The sequence below is a fragment of the Pantoea sp. EEL5 genome, assembly GCF_049892805.1.
In the GTDB taxonomy this organism is placed as follows: domain Bacteria; phylum Pseudomonadota; class Gammaproteobacteria; order Enterobacterales; family Enterobacteriaceae; genus Pantoea; species Pantoea ananatis.
Genome location: NZ_JBNDNJ010000001.1, coordinates 1,960,316 through 1,980,763 on the forward strand (window position 1 = coordinate 1,960,316; position 20,448 = coordinate 1,980,763).

Genomic DNA, 20,448 nt, shown 5'->3' on the forward strand with positions numbered 1-20,448 from the left:
GATGCAGCGCATGCCATTGCACTATTTTGCCCTCTGCTGGATCGATTAATGATCGTTGAGACACTGGCCTCGTCAGATAAATCACCTAAAAAGTGGCTAAACGCCTGCTGGCTTGGCCTGGCTTCCTTCGTCCTGACGCTATTTTGCCTTGAGCTGATTGTGGTTAGCGGTAAAATTTCACCGCTCTGGTTCTCGACGGCACTGATGACCATCGTGGTGTTTCGCAGCACGTCTCGCCAGCTCCCCCTGTTACTCATCGCCTGCCTTATCGGTACGGCACTGGCGAATGCCTTCATTATCGGTCCCGCCCTCTCTAATTTAAAATTTGCCCTGCTTAATCTGCTGCAGGCCATACTGGGCGGGCTGTTATTGCGCGCGTTGCTTGACCGTGAGGCGCCGCTGGTTTCGCTCAATGACTGGATCCGCTTTGTTATCGCTACCGGCCTGATTTCGCCCCTGGTTGGCGGCGTACTCGCGCTGTGGATACTGCAGGTTGGAGATCAGGCCTCATTTGCTTTCTTTTACACCTGGGTCATTTCGGAAATTATCGGCATGTTAGCGCTCGGGCCGGTTTTACTGTTGCTGACCTGGCCGCTGTCGCAGAATGGCCTGAAACGCGCGTCTCTGGTGGAGACGCTCATCACGCTGGCCCTGACGCTTACCGCCAGCTACCTGTCACTGCGGTTTTTACCCTGGCCTTTTACTTTTATTTTAGTAGTGCTGTTCTGGTGTGCCGTGCGGTTGCCGAAGGTGGAAGCCTTTGTGCTGTTTTTTGTTAACGCCAGCTTTATGGCACTGCTGCTGTCACTGGGCTGGATTAACGTCACGCCAACGGCCGCCAGCACCTATGCGGTGATAAGCAGCTGGCTTCCGTTTTTGATGGTCTTAATTCCCTGTCATATCATGGCATTAGTGATGGATGCCTTTCGGCATGAGAAGCGTCATATCAGTGAGAGCGAAACCCGTTTCCGTCATGCCATGGAGTATTCCGCGATTGGCATGGCGCTGGTTTCTGCTGAAGGCCGATGGCTTCAGGTTAATAAATCCCTGTGTGACACGCTGGGCTATCCGGAACATGAACTGACTCAACTGACGTTCCAGCAAATCACTCATCCGGATGATCTTTACGACGTCCAGGGCCGACTGGAAAAGCTGCTGCAGGGCGAGATTTACTCTTATACGCTGGAAAAACGTTATTTCCGCAAAGACGGCGAAATCGTCTGGGTACGGCTAACGCTTTCCCTGGTGCGCGATCAGGCGCAGCAACCACTCTATTTTATCGCGCAGATTATTGATATTTCTGAGCTGAAACAGAGTGAGCAGGTGAACAAACGCCTGATGGAACGCATTACCCTTGCGAATGAGGCGGGCGGCATCGGCGTATGGGAATGGAATCTGACCAGCGGCGAAGTTCTGTGGGATAAACGCATGTATGCGCTGTTTGGCATGAAGCCCCATGAACTGCCCAGCTACGATCTGTGGGTCACGCTGGTTCATCCCGACGATCGCGAACGTTGTGTGCTCACCATTCAGGGTGCCATTGAGAAAAGCAGTTCCTTCCAGATGGAGTACCGGGTGGTACGGGAGGACGGGCAGCACTGGATCCGTTCTCAGGCAAACCGCCTGCTAAGTAAAGAAGGCCGTATCGAACGCATTTTGGGGATCTCTCAGGACATCACCTCATTACGGAACCTGAATGAGGCGCTGTTTCAGGAAAAAGAGCGCATGATGATCACGCTCGACTCGATCGGAGAGGCCGTTATCAGTACCGATCAGGACATGTGCGTGACCTTTATGAACCCGGTCGCGGAAAAAATGACAGGCTGGTCACAAGAGGCGGCGGCGGGCAAACCGGTAAACGAACTGCTGCATATCACGCACGGTCGTCATGGCCCTGAAGTCGATAATCTGCTGCTGTGCCATGTGCCGTCTGAAAAAACCGCGCCCTATCTCTCTGAGGAGTGGGTGCTGCACACGCTCAATGGCGAGCATATTGATATTCATTACAGTATAACGCCGCTGAAATCTGAATCAGGTACCGAGCGTGGAGCGGTGATGGTGATTCAGGACGTCAGTGAGTCACGTAAAGTGATGAAGCGTCTGAGCTACAGCGCACTGCACGATACGCTGACCCGGTTACCTAATCGTGCCAGCTTTGAACTGCAGCTCAAGCGGTTACTGTCCGACGCCGTCGAGCATCAGAATCAGCACGTTCTGGTCTTTATCGATCTGGATAAATTTAAGGCGGTGAACGACAGCGCTGGCCACGCAGCCGGGGACGCCCTGTTGAGCGAACTGTCGGATTTAATGCGCCATCGCCTGCGCGGGAGCGATTTCCTGGCCCGCCTGGGCGGGGATGAATTTGCCGTGTTGATGCCCGAATGTTCGTTGGATCAGGCTCGCGACGTGGTGCAGGACATCGTTCGCGCGGTCGGTGACTACTGTTTTGAATGGCTGGGGCGCGCCTATCAGGTCGGTGCCAGCGCAGGCATAACCCAAATCAACGCGCAGAACTGTCAGAGTAGCGATGTGCTGTCTCAGGCAGATATTGCCTGTTACAACGCCAAGCGGAGTGGGCGGGGTCGGTATAAGGTGTATGAGCAGCATGCGCTGGCGCTCATGGGAAGCCATCACTCCGTGGATCTCGCGACCCTGGATGTCTTACAAGTGGACATGCAGGTATGGGCCGTTGCGCCGCCTGGCAAGCCGCATTCCGCCAGCGTCTGGCTGGTTGAGGTTCAGCTATTTTCGCCAGAAGGGTTACTCATTGATGAGCATCTGCTACGTAATAACCTGACTGACGATATGCTGAAACGCCGGCTTGAAGACAATATTGTTAATGCCTTCTTCCGCCAGCAGATTGCAACGATGAGCCAAAAAGGTATCGCACTGATTTTGCCTCTCGATGTGCACGCACTGTACGATCCGGCTTTCGTTGACAATCTCTGCCTGCGCTTCGCCGAATCCGGTCTTGCCCGCAGCCATAGCGGGATCGCGCTTAACGCCTCCAGCGTGCTTTCCAGCGGCGATGGCCTGATCGGTGCATTGATGAAACTGCGCCAGGCGGGCTGCCGCATCGTGTTGCAGCATTTCGGCCGCAATCTGGATGCCTTTAACCAGTTGACCGGTAAAGTGGTGGACTGCCTGATCCTGTCCCCGGAACTGGTGGCTAACCTGCACAACAATTTGATGGATGAGATGCTAATCTCCATTATTCAGAGCCAGACCAGCCAGCGTGATATCACCCTGCTTGCCGGCCCGGTGTCCGTTCCCGCGGTGCTCACCACGCTGACCAGCCTTGAAGTGGACGGCGTTTGGGGCAGTGCCGTTGCGGAACGCCAGCCAATGAGCAGACTTGCGGAAGCCCCCCTTTTCGCTATTCGCTAATTCTGCCGCTCACCGCTTGCCACGACCGATCAGCTGCGCTAAAGTCGCCCCCTTTTTTCCGGCCTGGGGGCGAAAAATGTTCATTGGATTTGATTACGGTACGGCTAACTGCTCAATTGCAGTCAGTGAAAAAGGCGCGCCGCGTTTGTTAGCGCTGGAGAATGGCCAACGCCTGCTGCCGTCCATGATTTGCTCCCCAACGCGTGAAGCGGTGACGGAATGGCTTCACCGCCATCATCAGGTTGCAACACCGGAACAGGAAAGCACCGCGCTGCTGCAGCGGGCCCTGCGCTACAATCGTGAAGAAGATATTGATGTCTTACCTGACAGCGTGCAGTTCGGCCTGACCGCACTTCAGCATTACATGGTCGATCCAGAAGATGTCTGGTTTGTTAAATCCCCCAAATCCTTTCTGGGCGCAACCGGCCTGAAACCGCAGCAGATTGCCTTTTTTGAGGATCTGGTGTGCGCCATGATGCTGCACATTCGCCAGCAGGGTGAAGCGCAGACCCAGCAGCCTATCGACCAGGCGGTCATCGGCCGTCCGGTCAACTTTCAGGGATTAGGCAGCGAAGACGCGAATCAACAGGCACAGGGCATTCTGCTTCGTGCGGCCAAACGCGCCGGCTTTCGGGATGTCGAATTTCAGTTCGAGCCGGTCGCGGCGGGCCTGGATTTTGAAGCGACACTGGAAAAAGAGACCCGCGTACTGGTTGTCGATATTGGCGGGGGCACCACCGACTGCTCAATGCTGCTGATGGGCCCGCAATGGCGCAACCTGTCAGACCGGCGTGAAAGCCTGCTGGGTCACAGCGGCTGCCGCGTTGGCGGTAACGATTTAGATATTATGCTGGCGTTTAAAGCCCTGATGCCCCTGCTCGGCGCGGGCGGCAACACCCAAAAAGGCACCGCCCTGCCTGCCCTGCCCTGGTGGAATGCGGTGGCGGTGAACGACGTGCCGGCACAAAGCGATTTCTACAGCGCCGCCTGCGGCAAGCTGCTGCGTGATTTAGTGCGCGATGCAGAAAATCCTGCCGCCGTGGCTCACCTGCTTAAAGTCTGGCAACAGAAGCTGAGTTATCGCCTGGTCCGTACGGCGGAAGAGAGCAAGATCGCGCTGTCTGAGCGCCCTGCGTTTGCGGCGTCACTGGATTTTGTTACCTCCGGCTTACAGGCCGAGATCAGCGTCGCGACCCTGCAGGAGGCGATCGGCCAGCCGCTGGAGAAGATTCTGGAGCAGGTTCATCTGGCGCTGGCGACCAGCCATATCAAACCCGAGGTGATTTATCTCACCGGCGGCAGTGCCCGTTCCCCACTTTTGCGCGCGGCGCTCCAGCAGGCCCTGCCAGACACACCGATAGCGGGAGGAGACGACTTTGCCTCAGTGACCGCTGGCCTGGCGCGCTGGGCAGAGGTTATGTTTGCCTGACCTACCGGCACAGGCGGAACCGTCCTCTGCCAGCCATGCCTTTTGCCCGCCTCCCTGCGGGCAAAAGGCAGGCGGATGCCCCCGCGCATCACTATCGCCTGGCGAACATTGCCTCTCTGACGTTTACCCGTGTTGCCCTTCATCAAATTTCAACGTGTTATTTCCTGACAACAGCGGCTCATCACCCGTTATCCTGTGGCAAACTTTATGAAACGCATTCTGTTGACGGACGGCAATTAAACGGCCACGTCTGTTCAGAAAAAGAACATAATTACGCTGTGCTGACAGATATCCTTAATTCCTTCAAATTTTTACCGTCAGGGACGACTACAATTCGTGGTTTGCAGGCTACCGTTTAAGCCCGCGCCCTGGAAAGACATGGCTGGAGAGCAACAACAACAATGAACAACCGATACCCTGTTATGAAAAAAGGTCTGATTGTGCTGGTGGTCATTGCCGTAGCCGCAGGCGGCTATTACTGGTGGAAACATCCGGCACAGCCCAGCAGCGACGGTGACCTGTCTGGTCAGTCAGCACATGGCAAAAGAGGCAATGGCGCGCACAAACCGCTGGCTCCCGTTCAGGCGGCCAGCGCGGTGACAGAAAGTGTGCCGCAATACCTTAACGGGTTAGGCACCGTGACGGCCGCCAATACCGTGACGGTCCGCAGCAGGGTTGATGGAAACCTGATGTCCATCCACTTCACGGAAGGTCAGCAGGTCAAAGCCGGGCAGTTGTTAGCGGAGATTGACCCGCGCCCCTATCAGGTTGCGCTCATGCAGGCGCAGGGCCAGTTGGCACGCGATCAGGCAACTCTGGCTAACGCACGCCGCGATTTAGCCCGTTATCAAAAACTGGCGAAAACGTCGCTGGTGTCTCAGCAGGATCTGGACACGCAGAACGCCCTGGTCAGTGAAACCCTGGGCACCATTAAAGCCGACGAAGGCAGTGTTGCCAGCGCCCAACTGAATCTGACTTACAGCCGCATCACCTCGCCGATTGATGGCCGTGTAGGCCTGAAGCAGGTTGATATTGGCAACTACATTACCAGCGGCGATACCAATGGCTTAGTGGTGATTACGCAAACGCATCCGGTGGACGTGGTGTTCAGCGTCGCTGAGAATAATATTAGTCAGATCATGCAGGCGCAGAAAAGTGGTGAACCCTTGCTGGTAGAAGCCTGGGATCGCAGCAATCAACATTTAATCACCCGCGGTAAGCTGCTCAGTCTGGATAACCAGATCGACGCCACGACCGGTACGATCAAAATCAAAGCGCGCTTTGATAATCAGGATGACCTGCTCTTCCCGAACCAGTTCGTTAACGCCCGGCTGAAGGTGAATACCTTGCAGGATGCAGTGGTTATTCCTGCCGCTGCGCTGCAAATGGGCAATGAAGGCCACTTTGTCTGGGTGATCAACAATGAAGACAAGGTCAGTAAGAAAAGCGTAACCGCCGGACTGCAGGACAGCCAAAAAGTGGTAATCAGCGCCGGACTCAACGCAGGCGACCGCGTTGTTACCGACGGGCTGGACCGCCTGACGGAAGGGGCAAAAGTCGAAGTGGTTGCCGCGCAGAGTCGCGCCACAAAAGAGACCCGTGCCAGCTTGCCGTCAAAAGGGGAATCTGAGTAATGCAGGTTATGCCTCCTGACCACAGCGGAGGGCCGTCACGCCAGTTTATCCTGCGTCCGGTCGCAACGACCTTACTGATGATCGCCATTCTTCTGGCTGGGATTTTGGGTTACCGCTTTTTGCCGGTCTCCGCCCTGCCCGAAGTGGACTATCCCACCATTCAGGTCGTTACCCTCTATCCCGGGGCCAGCCCGGATGTGGTGACCTCTTCGATTACCGCGCCCCTTGAACGTCAGTTCGGCCAGATGTCCGGACTCAAGCAGATGGCATCACAAAGTTCTGGCGGCGCCTCCATCGTTACTCTGCAGTTTCAGCTGACCCTGCCGCTCGACGTGGCAGAGCAGGAAGTGCAGGCGGCGATCAACTCCGCCAGCAACCTGCTGCCCAACGATCTGCCTAACCCGCCGGTTTACAGCAAAGTGAACCCGGCCGATCCGCCGATCATGACCCTGGCCGTCACCACCACCAGCATGCCATTAACCCAGGTGCAGGATATGGTGGAAACGCGCGTGGCACAGAAAATATCCCAGGTCACGGGCGTTGGTCTGGTCACGCTGACGGGCGGTCAACGTCCCGCCGTGCGCGTGAAAATGAACACCCAGGCGCTGGCCGCTATGGGGCTGACCAGTGAAGCGGTACGTACGGCCATCACGAATGCTAACGTTAACTCCGCGAAAGGCAGCCTGGATGGCCCTACCCGCTCGGTCACCCTTTCCGCCAATGATCAGATGAAATCCGTGGAGGATTATCGCCAGCTGATCGTCAGTTATAAAAATGGCGCCCCGGTGCGGCTGGCCGACGTGGCGACCATCGATCAGGGCGCAGAAAACAGCTGGCTGGGGGCCTGGTCTAATCGTGAACCGGCTATCGTGCTGAATGTGCAGCGCCAACCCGGTGCCAACATTATCGCCACGGCCGATAACATTCGTGCCATGCTGCCGTCGCTGATTGCCAGCCTGCCTAAATCCGTAGACGTGAAGCTGGTGACAGACCGCACCACCAATATTCGCGCGTCGGTCACTGACACACAGCATGAACTGATGCTGGCGATGGGGCTGGTGGTGATGATTATCTACCTGTTTCTTCGCAACGTCCCTGCAACCATTATTCCGGCCGTGGCGGTGCCGCTGTCGCTGATCGGCACCTTCGCCGCGATGTACTTCCTGGGGTTTTCGATCAACAACCTGACGCTGATGGCGCTCACCATCGCCACAGGCTTTGTGGTGGATGATGCCATCGTCGTGATCGAGAACATTTCACGCTATATCGAGAAAGGCGAAAAACCCATGACCGCCGCCCTGAAGGGCGCCGGCGAAATCGGCTTTACCATTATCTCGCTGACCTTTTCACTGATTGCGGTATTGATCCCGTTACTGTTTATGGGCGATGTGATTGGTCGTCTGTTCCGGGAGTTTGCGGTTACGCTGGCGGTGGCGATTCTGATTTCGGCCGTGGTGTCGCTCACCCTGACGCCGATGATGTGTGCACGAATGCTCAGCGCCGAATCACTGCGCAGGCAGAACCGCTTTTCCCGCGCCAGCGAAGCGATGTTTGATCGTATCATCGCGGTTTACGGCCGGGGGCTGAGCCGGGTGCTCAATCATCCCTGGCTGACGCTGTCCGTGGCGCTGGGAACCCTGCTGCTTACCGTGCTGTTATGGATCGCCATTCCCAAAGGGTTTTTCCCGCAGCAGGACAACGGCATTATTCAGGGCACCCTGCAGGCCCCGCAGTCGGTGTCCTATGCCAGTATGGCGGAACGCACCCGCGACGTCGCCTCGGTGATTATGAAAGATCCGGCGGTGCAAAGTCTCACCTCGTTTGTGGGCGTGGACGGCACCAATCCATCCCTTAACAGTGCCCGGTTGCAGATAAACCTTAAACCGCTGGATGCGCGCAGCGAACGTATTCCTGAGATTCAGCAACGCCTGCAACAGCAAGTCAACAAAATCCCCGGCGTGACGTTATGGCTGCAGGCGGTTCAGGATTTGACAATCGATACCCAGGCCAGCCGAACGCCCTATCAGTTCACGCTGCAGTCCGGGTCGCTGGACTCACTCAGCACCTGGGTGCCCGCGCTGGTAAGTGCCTTGCAGAAACTGCCCGCGCTGCGTGATGTCAGCAGCGACTGGCAGGATCAGGGCCTGGAAGCCTATATCAAGGTCGATCGCGACAGCGCCAGCCGGTTGGGCATCAGCATGGCAGATGTGGACAATGCGCTCTACGACGCCTTTGGTCAGCGGCTGATCTCCACCATTTATACCCAAGCAAATCAGTACCGCGTGGTGTTGGAACAGGACAACAGCGCGATCCAGGGCCTGCAAAGTCTGGATGGCATTCGCCTGACCAGTACCGATGGCGGCAGCGTTCCCCTTAATGCTATCGCCAGTATTGAGCAACGCCATGCGCCCTTAACGATCAATCACCTGAGCCAGTTTCCGTCTGCCACTTTCTCGTTTGATGTGGCAAAAGGCTACTCTCTGGAAGACGCAACAAAAGCCATCATCCAGGCCGAGGAACAGCTTGGCATGCCGTCAGAGGTGATGACCCAGTTCCAGGGCAGCACGCTGGCCTTTGAGGCCGCATTGACCAGCACGGTGTGGCTGATTGTGGCGGCGGTCGTGGCGATGTACATCGTCCTGGGCGTCCTGTATGAGAGTTTTATCCATCCCATTACCATTCTTTCAACGCTACCTACTGCGGGCGTAGGTGCGCTGCTGGCCCTGATGATAAGCGGTAACGAGCTGGATATTGTGGCGATCATCGGCATCATTTTGCTGATTGGTATCGTGAAAAAGAACGCCATCATGATGATTGACTTCGCCCTGGCCGCCGAGCGGGAACAGGGCATGAAGCCCTATGATGCCATTTACCAGGCCTGTTTGCTGCGCTTCCGCCCCATTCTGATGACCACCCTGGCGGCGCTGCTGGGGGCGTTACCGCTGATGCTCAGCACCGGCGTTGGCGCAGAATTACGGCAACCGCTGGGGATTGCCATGGTCGGCGGCCTGATACTGAGCCAGGTTCTGACCCTGTTTACCACACCGGTGATTTATCTGCTGTTTGACCGTCTGGCGCACAATCTGCGTCGCCGCATCGGTCACACGGAGGAACCGTCGTGAAGTTCTTTGCGCTGTTCATCCATCGGCCGGTAGCCACCACGCTGCTCACGCTGGCGATTGCGCTGGCGGGGATACTGGGGTTCCGCCTGCTGCCGGTCGCGCCGCTGCCGCAGGTGGATTTTCCGGTCATAATGGTGTCGGCTTCTCTGCCCGGAGCCTCGCCGGAAACCATGGCCTCCTCGGTTGCCACGCCGCTGGAGCGCTCGCTGGGCCGCATCGCGGGCGTGAGTGAGATGACCTCCACCAGCTCCCTGGGATCGACCCGCATCATTATGGTTTTCGATTTCGATCGTGACATCAATGGCGCGGCGCGGGATGTGCAGGCGGCGATCAATGCCGCGCAGAGTCTGCTTCCCACGGGAATGCCTTCGCGCCCGACCTACCGCAAAGCGAACCCGTCTGATGCACCGATCATGATCATGACGCTGACCTCAGACCTGTACAGCCCGGCTCAGCTTTACGATTACGCGTCCACACAGCTGGCGCAGAAGCTGTCGCAGATTAACGGCGTGGGCGATGTGACCGTGGGCGGCAGCTCTTTGCCCGCGGTGCGCGTGGCGTTGAATCCGCAGGCGCTGTTTAACCAGGGCGTTTCGCTGGATGCAGTACGGCAGACGATTTCCAACGCCAACCAGCGCCGCCCACAGGGCGCGGTGGAAGACGGCCAGCAGCGCTGGCAGCTGCGCACTAACGATGCGCTACAAACTGCCAGTGAATATCAGCCGCTGGTGGTGCACTACAACAACGGCGCGGCGGTGCGCCTGTCGGATGTTGCCACGGTGCAGGATTCAGTCCAGGACGTGCGCAACGCCGGGATGTCGCGCGGTAAACCGGCAGTGTTACTGGTGATACGAAAAACCGCCGATGCGAACGTGATTGAAACGGTGGATCGCATTCGTGCCGAACTGCCCGAACTGCACGAGATCATTCCGGCTGCCATCAACCTTGAGGTGGCTCAGGACCGCTCCCCTACCATCCGCGCCTCTCTTGAGGAAGTGGAGCAGTCGCTGATGATTGCCGTTGCGTTGGTCATTCTGGTGGTGTTCGTGTTTTTACGCTCCGGCCGCGCCACGCTGATCCCCGCCGTTGCCGTGCCGGTATCCCTGATCGGCACCTTCGCCGCAATGTATTTGTGCGGCTTTAGCCTGAATAACCTGTCGCTGATGGCCCTGACGATCGCCACGGGTTTTGTGGTGGATGATGCGATTGTGGTGCTGGAAAACATCGCCCGCCATGTGGAAGCCGGGATGAAACCGATGGCGGCCGCACTGAAAGGGGTGCGTGAAGTCGGCTTTACCGTGCTGTCGATGAGCCTCTCCTTAATCGCGGTCTTCCTGCCGCTGCTCATGACAGGCGGATTGATTGGTCGCTTTTTTGCCGAATTCTCAATCACCCTGTCGGTCGCCATTCTGATTTCCCTGTTTGTCTCGGTCACGCTCACGCCAATGATGTGTGCTTATCTGCTCAAACCCCACGCGCCGCGCAGTCAACCTCAGCGACGGGGCGTTGGACGGCTGCTGCTGGCGGTTCAGCGCGGTTATGCCCGCTCGCTGACCGTTGTGCTCAATCATGCCCGCTGGGTGCTGCTCCTGCTGGTGGGCACCGTGGCTCTGACGGTATGGCTGTTTATCAGTATTCCCAAAACCTTCCTGCCCGAGCAGGACACCGGCCGCCTGTCTGGCTTTATTTCGGCCGACCAAAGTATTTCGTTCCAGGCGATGCGCGGCAAGCTGGAAGATTTCATGAAAATTGTTGGCGCCGATCCGGACGTTTCCAGCGTGGTAGGCTTTACCGGCGGCATGCGCACCAACATGGGGTTGATGTTTATTTCTCTGAAACCCCTGTCTGAACGGAAAGACACGGCGCAGGCGGTGATTGCCCGCCTGCGTGCCAAACTGGCGAACGAACCCGGTGCCAATCTGTATCTTAATGCGGTGCAGGATATCCGAGTGGGCGGTCGCGAAGCCAATGCCAGCTATCAGTACTCGCTGCTGTCAGACGACCTTGCTGCGCTGCGCACCTGGGAACCTAAAATCCGTCAGGCCTTTACTGCCCTGCCGGAACTGGCTGACGTCAACTCCGACCAACAGGATAAGGGCAGTGAAATGGCCCTGACCTATGACCGCGCCAGCATGGCCCGGCTGGGGATCAACGTTTCAGAAGCCAACGCCCTGTTAAATGATGCCTTTGGGCAGCGGCAGATTTCCACTATTTATCAGCCGCTGAACCAGTACAAGGTCGTCATGGAAGTGGATCCCCGTTACACCCAGGACATTAGCGCCCTGAATCAGATGTTTGTGATCAACAGCGAGGGCAAACCGATTCCGCTCGCCTGGTTCGCCAAGTGGCAACCGGCTAACGCACCTTTGTCGGTCAACCACGAGGGGCTGTCTGCCGCATCGACCATTTCCTTTAACCTGCCAGAAGGCGTGTCGCTGTCGCAGGCGTCGGAGGCCATTGAGCGCACCATGACCGCGCTGGGCGTACCCTCCAGCGTGCGTGGCAGCTTCGCTGGTACCGCGCAGGCTTTCCAGCAGTCACAGAGCAGCCAGCTGTGGCTGATGCTGGCCGCCATTGCGGCGGTCTACATTGTGCTGGGCATTCTTTATGAAAGCTATGTGCACCCGTTAACCATCCTTTCAACCCTGCCTTCGGCGGGCGTCGGTGCGCTGCTGGCACTGGCGCTGTTTGATACGCCGTTCAGCCTGATTGCCCTGATCGGTATTCTGTTATTGATCGGGATCGTGAAAAAGAACGCCATCATGATGGTGGACTTTGCTCTTGAGGCAGAGCGCAACGGTAACCTGAGTCCGCGCGATGCCATTTTTCAGGCCTGCCTGCTGCGTTTCCGCCCTATTTTAATGACCACTCTGGCAGCGTTGTTTGGCGCACTCCCGCTGGTGCTGACCAGCGGAGATGGCGCGGAACTGCGCCAGCCGTTAGGCATTACTATTGCGGGTGGCCTGATCATGAGTCAGTTGCTCACCCTGTATACCACGCCGGTGGTGTACTTAATGATGGATAAACTGCGTCGTAAAAAGCGCACCCAGACGATCAATGCCACTCAGCATTAAGGGGTCACTATCATGCAGAGCGTAACTGTCCGCTGGCAGTTATGGATTGTCGCCTTTGGCTTCTTTATGCAGGCGCTGGATACCACGATCGTCAACACGGCGATCCCGTCAATGGCTCAGGAGCTGGGCGTGAGCCCGCTGCATATGCATTCGGTCATTGTCGCGTATGTGTTAACGGTGGCGGTGACGCTGCCGCTGAGCGGCTGGCTGGCCGATCGGTTTGGCGTCAGAAATATCTTCTTTAGCGCCATCGTTCTGTTTAGCCTGGGGTCGCTGATGTGCGGGTTATCGAACACGCTGGATCAGTTGCTCGTCGCGCGGGTACTGCAGGGCATCGGCGGCGCCATGATGGTGCCGGTGGGTCGCCTGACGGTGATGCGCATTGTGCCGCGCGATCAATATATGTCTGCAATGACATTCGTCACCCTGCCCGGCCAGGTGGGTCCGCTACTGGGTCCGGCGCTTGGCGGAGTGCTGGTGGAATATGCCAGCTGGCACTGGATTTTCCTGATTAACATCCCGGTTGGTGTGATCGGCGCCATCGCCACCTTAAAGCTGTTACCCAACTACGCCATGCCGCCACGACGCTTCGATTTTCTGGGTTTTATCCTGCTGGCAGTCGGTATGGCAACCCTGACGCTGGCCCTTGATGGTCAGCGCAGCAGCGGCGGCTCTGCGTTGTTGCTGGCGGCGATGATTCTGACAGGAATGGGGTCACTGCTGTTTTACCTGTTACATGCGCGCCATAACGACGATGCGCTGTTTAGCCTGAAGCTGTTTGATAATCGGGTGTTCTCTATTGGCTTACTCGGTAGCCTGGCGGGCCGCATCGGCAGCGGAATGTTGCCGTTTATGACGCCGCTTTTTTTACAGATCGGCATGGGTTTCAGCCCGTTTCATGCCGGTTTGATGATGATTGCGATGGTGCTGGGAAATATGGGCATGAAACGCATCGTGGTCCGTATCGTTAACCTGTTTGGCTACCGCAACGTGCTGGTGGGATCGACGGTGGGCCTGGCGCTGGTGGTCTTACTGTTTCCGCTGGTGGCGATGCTGGGCTGGACGGCCATGTTGCCGCTGGTGTTGTTTCTGCAGGGCATGGTGAATGCCATTCGCTTCTCCTCAATGAATACGCTGACGCTAAAGGAGCTGCCGGACGAACTGGCCTCCAGCGGCAACAGTCTGTTATCCATGATCATGCAGCTATCCATGAGTATCGGCGTTACCGTTGCGGGCCTGCTGCTGGGCGCCTTCGGCCAGTCGGCGCTGGGGCACCACGGGCTAAGCCATCAGGCCTTTATCTACGTTTATCTCTGTATGGCCCTGATTATTATTCTGCCTGCGTTGGTGTTCTGGCGCGTTCCGAAAGAAGAGAGTAAAAGCGTCGATCTGCGGCGCCGGAGAAGTGAATGAGATCGTTTCTGCGCGTTGGCATTGGTGCCAAGCTGTTTATGGCTATTTTTTCCACCTGCATGCTGGTGCTGATCACCATGCACTGGGGCGTCAGGCTGAGTTTTGAGCATGGCTTCGTGGACTACATTAAACGTGGTAATGAACAGCGACTGAATTTGCTGGGTGCAGCGCTGGCCGATCAGTACGAGCAGCATGGTAACTGGGACTTTCTGCGTAATAATGACCGACTGATTTTTACCATGCTGCGATCGCTGGAACAAAATCCCGACAGCAGTAATCAGCTTCCGCCGCACGGCTGGCGAACCCAGTTCTGGGTGCTCGATCAGCAGTACAAAGTGATGGTAGGCCCACGTTCACAGGTGCCGCCAGAAGGCATACGTCATAACATCACCACCAGCAACGGCAAAATCGTGGGCTGGATAATCAGCTCCCCGCCTGAACGCCTGACGCGCAGTACCGATATTAATTTTGACCAGCAACAGCGACGAACCAGTTGGTATATCGTTGGCCTCTCTACCCTGCTTGCCGCGCTGGTGACCTGGCTGATGGCGCGGGGCCTACTGGCGCCGGTCAAAAGGCTGGTGGACGGCACCCATCATCTTGCCGAAGGTAATTTAGCCACCCGGGTTGAGGTCAGCAGTCAGGATGAGCTGGGTCAGTTGGCCCATGACTTTAACCTGTTAGCCCGTTCGCTGGAAAAAAATGAGAGTATGCGCCGGGCATTTATGGCCGATATCTCCCATGAGTTACGCACGCCGCTGGCTATTTTACGCGGTGAACTGGAAGCCATGCAGGATGGCGTTCGTAAGCTGACGCCCGACGCCATTACCTCATTGCAAAGTGAGGTTGCCCTGTTAACCAAGCTGGTTGACGATTTACATCAGCTTTCTCTTTCTGACGTCGGCGCGCTGGCCTACCGCAAGCAGGCGACGGATCTGGTGCAGCTTATTGAGGTCAGCGCAGGCAACTTTACTGAGCGCTACCGGGCTCATGAGTTAACGCTGCATCTGGACATGCCTGAAGAAGCTCCTTTCTTTGGCGATCCCGATCGCCTGATGCAGTTGTTTATCAACCTGCTGGAAAACAGCCTGCGTTACACCGATGCCGGTGGCGAGGTCCGGGTACGTCTTTGGTATGACGCGCCCGACTGGCGAGTCATCATTGAAGACAGCGCACCCGGGGTGGATGGCGAGCAGCAGGCCAAAATTTTTGAGCGTTTTTTCCGTACCGAAGGTTCACGCAATCGCGCCAGCGGCGGCTCGGGGCTGGGCCTGGCTATCTGTAAAAACATCGTTGATGCGCATGGCGGCACGATAACCGCGACGCACGCTGATTTAGGTGGACTGAAAATCGCGCTACAATTGCGTTATGTTCCTCCCGTTTAGAAGACTATGAATCAGGAAAACGCGTATCCGCTGATCCTTGTGGTTGAAGATGAACCCAAGCTGGCACAACTGATGATTGATTATTTACAGGCATCTAACTACCGGACTCATCACCTGGCGCACGGCAATGAAGTACTGGATTATGTTAACCAGACGCCGCCCGATCTTATCCTGCTGGATTTGATGCTGCCAGGTAAAGACGGGCTGACGCTGTGCCGTGAAATCCGGCGCGACTCTGAACTGCCGATTATTATGGTGACCGCGCGTACGGAAGAGATCGATCGCCTTCTCGGCCTTGAAATTGGCGCAGACGACTATGTCTGTAAGCCGTTCAGCCCGCGGGAAGTGGTTGCGCGCGTCAAAACCATTTTGCGTCGCGTCAAACGCTCGCCAGAAGACGCGCCGGTCGCATCGCTGCTGAAAGTGCACGAAAGCCGCTTTCAGGCCAGCTGGCGCGATGAGCCGCTCGATTTAACCCCTGCGGAATTTCGTTTGTTAAAAACGCTGTCCCTTGAGCCGGGGAAAGTCTTTTCCCGTGAGCAACTGTTAAACCATCTTTATGATGATTATCGCGTGGTCACCGACCGCACCATCGACAGCCATATCAAGAACCTGCGCAGGAAGCTGGAAAATCTGGACAGCGAGCAGCCCTTTATCCGCGCCGTGTACGGCATGGGCTATCGCTGGGAAGCCGATATCTGTCATTTGATTTAGATTGATTCAGATCAATTTACTTCCTTTTTCTCACTGCCTACAATTCCGCATCTTTTGCAGGGTTTAGCCCTGCACGTGCCGCCCAGGCGGCATGCTGACCTGATATCAGTGAGTTCATCATGAAACCAGAATTGCTTTCTCCAGCCGGGACGCTGAAGAATATGCGTTACGCCTTTGCCTACGGCGCGGACGCCGTGTACGCCGGCCAGCCGCGCTACAGCCTGCGCGTGCGTAACAACGAGTTCAGCCATGAAAACCTGGCGAAGGGCATTAATGAAGCCCATGAACTGGGTAAAAAGTTTTACGTCGTTGTGAATATTGCCCCGCATAACGCCAAGCTGAAAACCTTTATCCGCGACTTAACGCCGGTGATTGAGATGCAGCCGGACGCGTTGATTATGTCCGATCCCGGATTAATCATGCTGGTGCGTGAGGCGTTTCCGTCCATGCCCATTCACTTATCCGTTCAGGCCAATGCCGTTAACTGGGCAACGGTGAAGTTCTGGCAGCAAATGGGGCTAAGTCGGGTGATTTTGTCACGTGAACTGTCGCTGGAAGAGATCGCCGAGATTCGCCAGCAGGTGCCTGAAATGGAGCTGGAAGTGTTCGTACACGGTGCGCTGTGTATGGCCTATTCCGGGCGCTGCCTGCTTTCCGGTTACATGAATAAGCGCGATCCTAACCAGGGAACCTGTACCAATGCCTGCCGCTGGGAATACCAGTTGCAGGAGGCTAAGCAGGATGAGGTGGGGAATATTGTTGAAATCCATCAGCCGGTTACCGTGCAGGACGTCACGCCAACCCTGGGCATCGGCCAACCCAGCGACAAGGTGTTTCTGCTGGAAGAGAAGATGAAACCCGGTGAGATGATGAGTGCCTTTGAGGATGAGCACGGCACCTACATTATGAATTCGAAAGACTTGCGTGCCGTGGCGCATGTTGAACGGCTCAGCCAGATGGGCGTTCACTCATTAAAAATTGAAGGCCGGACCAAATCCTACTATTACTGCGCTCGCACCGCTCAGGTCTATCGCAAAGCCATTGACGATGCCGCCGAGGGCAAACCCTTTAATCCCGCTCTGCTGGAAACGCTGGAGGGCCTGGCGCATCGCGGCTACACCGAAGGCTTTTTACGCCGTCATACCCATGACAGCTACCAGAATTACCAGAACGGCTATTCCATCTCGGAACGTCAGCAGTTTGTCGGCGAATTCAGCGGCGAGCTGCGTGATGGCTGGGCGGAAGTGGTGGTGAAAAATAAATTTGCCCTGCACGACAGCCTGGAGATCATGACGCCCGCCGGCAACCTGATTTGTACGCTGGATGCCCTGCAAAACAGCCGGGGCGAGCCGACGGAGGTGGCGCCGGGAGACGGACATCGCGTCTGGATGAAGGTGCCGCCTGATGTTGACCTGCAATTTGCGTTGCTGCTGCGCAACTTTACTGCGGGTCAGGATACACGCGATCCGCACGCCACGCGCGTGCCAGCTTGACACATTTTGACAAAAGCAAGAGTAGGATCACAGACGGCTTAATTTTGCTGTTCTATAGTGCTGCCTGCTACCAATGAGTAACAATTATCAGCAGCTGTAACTGGATCCACCTCATTCACCCGCCCGGCTCCCCCGTGCGGGTTTTCTTTTTTCTCCTTTTCGCCAATCATTTTTCTTCTCCGGCTATGCTATAACCACTCACTACGCTTTAGATCTCCAAGGAACAGATAATGGACAAACAATCGCTTACGCTGCTGATCCTGAACGGTAAAGGCGCAGGCAATGATGATCTACGTGAAGCGGTCACTAAGCTACGCGATGAGGGCTACAACATTGCCGTGCGCGTGACGTATGAAAAAGGCGACGGCGAGCGCTACGTCGAAGAAGCCCTGGAATTACAGGCTGAAACCGTGGTGGCAGGCGGCGGCGATGGCACCGTCAATGAAATCGCCACCGCCCTGGCGTCCGTCAACGTCGCCGACCGTCCTGTCTTAGGCATTATTCCCCTGGGGACGGCCAACGATTTTGCGACCAGCGTCGGCATTCCTGAAGAAATCGAGCCTGCGCTGCGTCTGGCGATTCAGGGCAAAGCCTACGATATCGACCTGGCCCGGGTAAATCAGCATCACTACTTTATCAATATGGCGACCGGCGGCTTCGGTACACGTATTACCACTGAAACGCCGGAAAAACTGAAGTCGGCCTTGGGTGGCGTTTCTTACTTCATTCACGGGCTGATGCGCATGGACACGCTCAAGCCCGACAGCTGTGAAATCACCGGACCTGATTTTAGCTGGCAGGGTGATGCGCTGGTCATTGGCATTGGTAACGGCCGTCAGGCTGGCGGCGGTCAGCGTTTGTGTCCCGCTGCGTTGATCAACGACGGCCTGCTCGACATCAGCGTGGTCACCGCGCAGGAGTTACTGCCTACCCTGCTGCACTCACTGACCGGCGGCGATGAGGACAATCCCAGCATTATTTCCACCCGTCTATCGTCCCTGACGATCCGCTCATCGCATGAGATGACGTTTAATCTGGATGGCGAACCGCTGTCCGGACAGGAGTTTACGATTGATGTTATGCCAGGTGCGCTAAGCTGTCGCCTGCCACCGCAGTGCGCGTTGCTGAGCTAAGTTAACCGGGAGTGAAGACTCCCGGCTTAGATGTAAACAGTTCGTGATTGCATTCACAATTTCGTCACGCCAACTTGTATGGTAGTCGCGGGGCGCGTAATTTTTCATCCTTACCGCCGGAATGGCCTGTCGCTCCCTCCGCCACAAGGATGCATGATGCTGCAAACTGACCACCTTCCCGCTGATGTTAAGCGCCCCGCCTACGACCGTAGCCAGCTTAAGACCCGAATGATACACATCGGGTTTGGTGCCTTTCATCGCGCCCACCAGGCGTTATGTAGCGATAAGCTGGCTGAATTGGGCAGCGACTGGGGTTACTGCGAGGTGAATTTGAACAGCGGCGCTCTTATTCAGGCGCTGCGGGAACAGGACCTGCTCTACACGCTGACAGAAAAGAGCGACGATGCTGTAGAAACCCGTGTAATCGGCATTATCACGTCCGCGTTGCATGGCAAAACGGACGGTATCGAGGCCGTCATTGAGGCGCTGTGTCAGCCTGACGTGGCGATTGTATCAATGACCGTGACAGAGAAAGGCTACTGTCATCTGCCCGCCAGCGGCGACCTTGACGTTCAGCACGCGGATATTCAGCACGATCTGGCGCAGCCGGACCAGCCGCACTCTCTGCCGGGTCTGATTGTCGCGGCAATCCGCCGCCGCCGTGAACGGGGAGTCGCGCCATTTAGCGTGATGTCCTGCGACAATATGCCAGAAAACGGCCGCGTAACCCGTAATGTCGTGATGCAGCTGGCCCGGCACTACGATGCCTCCCTGGCTGACTATATCCAACAGAACCTCACCTTTCCCTCCACCATGGTGGATCGTATCGTGCCCGCCATGAATGACGCGGCATTTGACGCCCTGCAACAGCGCATCGGTTCACGGGATCCGGTCGCCGTTGAAGCTGAACCTTTTTTCCAGTGGGTGATCGAGGACCATTTTGTCAGCGGCCGACCGGACTGGGATAAAGCGGGCGCTCAACTGGTGCAGGATGTTCTGCCGTTTGAGCAGATGAAGTTGCGCATGCTCAATGGCAGCCATTCGTTTTTAGCTTACCTTGGCTATCTTGCCGGTTACGAACACATCAGCGACTGTATGGCTGATGACGCGTTTCGCGCAGCGGCACGGGCGCTGATGGTCAATGAGCAGGCACCTACGCTGACCATTCAGGATGTCGATTTATCCGCCTATGCCGATGCGCTTATCGCCCGCTTTGCCAATCGGGCGATTAAGCATCGGACTTATCAGATTGCGACCGACGGGACCCAGAAGCTGCCCCAGCGCTTTCTCGACAGCCTGCGTTGGCATCTGGACCACGGCACGCCGTGTCCCTTGCTGCTGCTGGGCATCGCGGCCTGGATGCGCTATGTCAGCGCAGTGGACGAAAAAGGCGAGCCCATCGAGATCCGCGATCCGCTGAACGCACAACTGGCCACTTGCGTAGCGGAAAGTGATGACGGTGAAGCTCGCGTGCGGGCGTTACTCAACATCAGCAGGGTATTTGGCGACGATCTTGCTAAAAACGATGCGCTGGTGAAACAACTTACCGCCTGTTACCTGCAGCTTGCCGCTCAGGGAGCCCGTGCCAGCGTTCAGCAGGCCATTGCCGGTCCTGAGGTCTGATACGATCGCCTGATGCCAGGCCGAAGATAAAACGGACAGCG

The 20,448-nt window shown here is 56.6% G+C and carries 12 protein-coding genes; 11 read left to right on the forward strand and 1 reads right to left on the reverse strand.

Annotated elements, in window-relative coordinates:
• Positions 1-48 precede the first annotated feature (48 nt).
• From ACPXSQ_RS09310 to yegQ, 9 genes are all read left to right on the forward strand, one after another.
• Positions 49-3,387, forward strand: coding sequence for a diguanylate cyclase (locus tag ACPXSQ_RS09310; RefSeq protein ID WP_426143486.1), 3,339 nt, complete (start codon positions 49-51; stop codon positions 3,385-3,387).
• 76 nt (positions 3,388-3,463) lie between these two features.
• Positions 3,464-4,816 (forward strand): molecular chaperone, encoded by a 1,353-nt coding sequence (gene yegD, locus ACPXSQ_RS09315; RefSeq protein WP_014605443.1) that lies wholly within the window; start codon positions 3,464-3,466, stop codon positions 4,814-4,816.
• A 401-nt stretch (positions 4,817-5,217) separates the two neighbouring features.
• Positions 5,218-6,450, forward strand: a complete 1,233-nt coding sequence (locus tag ACPXSQ_RS09320) for an MdtA/MuxA family multidrug efflux RND transporter periplasmic adaptor subunit (RefSeq protein WP_013026394.1) — start codon at positions 5,218-5,220, stop codon at positions 6,448-6,450.
• The gene (locus ACPXSQ_RS09325) at positions 6,450-9,572 is read left to right on the forward strand and encodes an MdtB/MuxB family multidrug efflux RND transporter permease subunit (protein ID WP_426143489.1); all 3,123 of its coding nucleotides are present in this window, start codon (positions 6,450-6,452) and stop codon (positions 9,570-9,572) included. The genes ACPXSQ_RS09320 and ACPXSQ_RS09325 overlap by 1 nt, the downstream gene beginning before the upstream one ends.
• On the forward strand, positions 9,569-12,646 hold the full coding sequence (mdtC, locus tag ACPXSQ_RS09330) for a multidrug efflux RND transporter permease subunit MdtC (protein ID WP_013026396.1): 3,078 nt from the start codon (positions 9,569-9,571) through the stop codon (positions 12,644-12,646). The genes ACPXSQ_RS09325 and mdtC overlap by 4 nt, the downstream gene beginning before the upstream one ends.
• A gap of 12 nt (positions 12,647-12,658) precedes the next feature.
• On the forward strand, positions 12,659-14,059 hold the full coding sequence (locus ACPXSQ_RS09335; protein WP_300964300.1) for an MFS transporter: 1,401 nt from the start codon (positions 12,659-12,661) through the stop codon (positions 14,057-14,059).
• The gene (gene baeS, locus ACPXSQ_RS09340) at positions 14,056-15,444 is read left to right on the forward strand and encodes a two-component system sensor histidine kinase BaeS (protein ID WP_014594091.1); all 1,389 of its coding nucleotides are present in this window, start codon (positions 14,056-14,058) and stop codon (positions 15,442-15,444) included. The genes ACPXSQ_RS09335 and baeS overlap by 4 nt, the downstream gene beginning before the upstream one ends.
• 6 nt (positions 15,445-15,450) lie before the next feature.
• Entirely contained in the window at positions 15,451-16,158 is a 708-nt protein-coding gene (baeR, locus tag ACPXSQ_RS09345; RefSeq protein WP_013026399.1) for a two-component system response regulator BaeR, read from the forward strand.
• 116 nt (positions 16,159-16,274) lie between these two features.
• Positions 16,275-17,651: a tRNA 5-hydroxyuridine modification protein YegQ gene (gene yegQ / locus ACPXSQ_RS09350; RefSeq protein ID WP_026021076.1), complete on the forward strand. Its 1,377-nt coding sequence runs from the start codon at positions 16,275-16,277 to the stop codon at positions 17,649-17,651.
• A 38-nt stretch (positions 17,652-17,689) separates the two neighbouring features.
• Here the strand turns inward: yegQ and ACPXSQ_RS09355 are convergent, their stop codons facing one another.
• Complete coding sequence (locus ACPXSQ_RS09355; protein ID WP_019106532.1) at positions 17,690-17,821, reverse strand: hypothetical protein; 132 nt, start codon at positions 17,819-17,821, stop codon at positions 17,690-17,692.
• Between the two features lie 60 nt (positions 17,822-17,881).
• Here ACPXSQ_RS09355 and yegS point away from each other — a divergent pair, with 60 nt between their 5' ends.
• On the forward strand, positions 17,882-18,784 hold the full coding sequence (gene yegS, locus ACPXSQ_RS09360; protein ID WP_014594093.1) for a lipid kinase YegS: 903 nt from the start codon (positions 17,882-17,884) through the stop codon (positions 18,782-18,784).
• Positions 18,785-18,940: 156 nt separating this feature from the next.
• On the forward strand, positions 18,941-20,407 hold the full coding sequence (locus ACPXSQ_RS09365) for a mannitol dehydrogenase family protein (RefSeq protein ID WP_105087433.1): 1,467 nt from the start codon (positions 18,941-18,943) through the stop codon (positions 20,405-20,407).
• Positions 20,408-20,448: the final 41 nt, after the last annotated feature.

What these genes read in the sequence shown, in the direction of transcription:
- yegD (WP_014605443.1), top strand. Translation starts at nt 3,464, where the DNA reads ATGTTCATTGGATTTGATTACGGTACGGCTAACTGCTCAATTGCAGTC.
- ACPXSQ_RS09335 (WP_300964300.1), top strand. Translation starts at nt 12,659, where the DNA reads ATGCAGAGCGTAACTGTCCGCTGGCAGTTATGGATTGTCGCCTTTGGC.
- ACPXSQ_RS09365 (WP_105087433.1), top strand. Translation starts at nt 18,941, where the DNA reads ATGCTGCAAACTGACCACCTTCCCGCTGATGTTAAGCGCCCCGCCTAC.
- ACPXSQ_RS09325 (WP_426143489.1), top strand. Translation starts at nt 6,450, where the DNA reads ATGCAGGTTATGCCTCCTGACCACAGCGGAGGGCCGTCACGCCAGTTT.
- yegS (WP_014594093.1), top strand. Translation starts at nt 17,882, where the DNA reads ATGGACAAACAATCGCTTACGCTGCTGATCCTGAACGGTAAAGGCGCA.
- ACPXSQ_RS09310 (WP_426143486.1), top strand. Translation starts at nt 49, where the DNA reads ATGATCGTTGAGACACTGGCCTCGTCAGATAAATCACCTAAAAAGTGG.
- baeS (WP_014594091.1), top strand. Translation starts at nt 14,056, where the DNA reads ATGAGATCGTTTCTGCGCGTTGGCATTGGTGCCAAGCTGTTTATGGCT.
- baeR (WP_013026399.1), top strand. Translation starts at nt 15,451, where the DNA reads ATGAATCAGGAAAACGCGTATCCGCTGATCCTTGTGGTTGAAGATGAA.
- ACPXSQ_RS09320 (WP_013026394.1), top strand. Translation starts at nt 5,218, where the DNA reads ATGAACAACCGATACCCTGTTATGAAAAAAGGTCTGATTGTGCTGGTG.
- ACPXSQ_RS09355 (WP_019106532.1), bottom strand. Translation starts at nt 17,821, where the DNA reads ATGATTGGCGAAAAGGAGAAAAAAGAAAACCCGCACGGGGGAGCCGGG.